The sequence below is a fragment of the Pseudomonas agronomica genome, from assembly GCF_025917275.1.
GTDB classification, from domain to species: Bacteria; Pseudomonadota; Gammaproteobacteria; order Pseudomonadales; family Pseudomonadaceae; genus Aquipseudomonas; species Aquipseudomonas agronomica.
The window spans coordinates 1-1,831 of the sequence record NZ_JAOSHO010000749.1 but is presented as its reverse complement, the minus strand read 5'-3'; the positions used below and the strand labels follow the sequence as shown (position 1 = coordinate 1,831).

Below are 1,831 nucleotides of genomic sequence, written 5' to 3'. Positions count from 1 at the left end.
TGTGGGAGCGAGCCTGCTCGCGAAGAGGCCCGTGCATTCAGCCTCGGGGCAAGCGCATCCTCCCCACGTTCAAACAATCGCGCTGGTTCCTCGACAGCATCTCCACGGTCAGCTGATAGGCCTGGTCCGCTGCGTCCTTGAGCAATTGCCAATCCTCCAGGCTGATAAGTTCGTGCAGCACCAATTCGTCAGCGCGCCGAATCAACGTGTCGTAGTAATCCTCGGGAAAGTCCAGGCGATATGCATCGTCTTCGAGCAACAGCCGCCAGGCTTTCAATTCCATTTCAAGGTCGGTTTCACTCACGGGCGGTTGTCCTTCAACAGTTCGAGCCAATGGACCACCCACGCGATACACCGTCGATGCGACCGCGCTGGGGCACAAAACGAACGACCCTGGAGAAATGCGCAGCGCTCCAAGCAGACGATGAGCGGTCGCATAAGTGGATGAAATGCCGCTTGATTTTCCGCTCATCCGGTCACCACAAGGATTTTCGAACCAAGCGTTGGCGCGCCGGCTCGGAGCTACATAACACCGCCGCAGCCCACCGAAAACGAATCGGTCCTTGCGGCTTTCACGGCGGGGTGAAGTCCAAATCTGCCTGGAGTTTTCGCGATGTGTGAATGTTTCGTTCAGCCTGTTTCTTCCAAGGATTCCCTGGCGTTCTTTGCCCAACGGGATGCGTTCGGTGCTCACAACAACCCAGGCCTGTCGGCCGACAGTCTTCACGCCGCGGCGGCTCCCGCGCTGCATGACCGACAAAGCGTGATCAAGCCGAACATGCAGGTCAGTGCCATTCGCAACCGTGGCGGGCGGCTGGAGTGCATCAAGGTTCGCTGGGGGTGGTCGCCCGTCTGGTCGATGGGCACCATGCCGCCGCTGACCCACCTACCCTTGCACCTGGTGATGCGCTCCAAAGTGTTTGACCGGATCAAGCGCGACGGTCGAGTGCTGGTGGCGGTGGACGGCTGGTACGAAGCGGCCACGGAGACTGGCGCCTGCGCCCAGGCCAAGCGCCTGAGCTATACAACGTCGCGGCAATCCTCACCGATCTTCCTCGCCGCCCTGGCCCAGGCCAGTGAAACGCCCAACGGCTGTGACGGCCTGGCTTTGGTGACTTATGGCGACATCGCCAATCAACAGCAGCGGCTGCTGGCCTTCACCGGAGAAAATGCACTCGAATGGTTGCGCCCTGATCTGGATTGGGAACAAGCCCGAGACATGGCCGCGCAGGTGGCCGTCGACGAACCGCAACTGGAACACGTGCTGACCGCCAAGCGGATGGTCCAGGGGCGACGGTGACCGCGGCTCAAGCCAGAGGAAATCGCTGACAGCTCGCAGATCGGCGCTAAACTGGCAGGCCAGTCGCCTTGAGGTGTCTGGCCTTTTTCTTTGATGAGCAAGAGACTTCCATGGCGAACCCAGACATCACGTTCACTCCCGACCCGGATACAGACTCCATCTCCTCCGACGTCGCCGGCTTCGGCGGCCTGCTGGTTTCCACGCAAATCCCGACCCGCGCCGACGGCAGCCTGGAACTGGGCGACATCACGGCGCAAAGCGAGTGCACGTTGCAGGCACTCAAGATTGCACTGGAACGCGCCGGCAGTTCCATGGACCGCGTGTTGCACCTGACCATCTACCTCACCGACATGGCTGACCGCGCAGCCTTCAACGAAGTCTATAAACGCTTCTTCGCCAAGCCGTGGCCCGTACGCGCGGCTGTCGGCGTGGCGGCGCTGGCGGTCGAGGGGATGCGGGTGGAAGTGACGGCGATGGCGGCGAAGGGCTGAGCAGCACCTCAGACAAGCGAGGAGCTTTTGTGGCGAGGGA

The 1,831-nt window shown here is 61.3% G+C and carries 3 protein-coding genes; 2 read left to right on the top strand and 1 reads right to left on the bottom strand.

Annotation, left to right across the window (positions count from 1 at the left end; all coding sequences use genetic code 11):
- Positions 1 to 37 precede the first annotated feature (37 nt).
- Complete coding sequence (locus tag OC610_RS26825; protein ID WP_264432286.1) at positions 38 to 304, bottom strand: hypothetical protein; 267 nt, start codon at positions 302 to 304, stop codon at positions 38 to 40.
- A 309-nt stretch (positions 305 to 613) separates the two neighbouring features.
- Here OC610_RS26825 and OC610_RS26820 point away from each other — a divergent pair, with 309 nt between their 5' ends.
- Both OC610_RS26820 and OC610_RS26815 read left to right on the top strand, forming a co-directional pair.
- Positions 614 to 1,300 (top strand): SOS response-associated peptidase family protein, encoded by a 687-nt coding sequence (locus OC610_RS26820; RefSeq protein WP_264432283.1) that lies wholly within the window; start codon positions 614 to 616, stop codon positions 1,298 to 1,300.
- 110 nt (positions 1,301 to 1,410) lie between these two features.
- On the top strand, positions 1,411 to 1,791 hold the full coding sequence (locus tag OC610_RS26815) for a RidA family protein (protein WP_264432280.1): 381 nt from the start codon (positions 1,411 to 1,413) through the stop codon (positions 1,789 to 1,791).
- The last annotated feature ends 40 nt before the right edge of the window (positions 1,792 to 1,831 follow it).

Excerpts from the sequence above, each read along its gene's own strand:
- OC610_RS26820 (WP_264432283.1), top strand. The coding sequence starts at position 614 with ATGTGTGAATGTTTCGTTCAGCCTGTTTCTTCCAAGGATTCCCTGGCG.
- OC610_RS26815 (WP_264432280.1), top strand. The coding sequence starts at position 1,411 with ATGGCGAACCCAGACATCACGTTCACTCCCGACCCGGATACAGACTCC.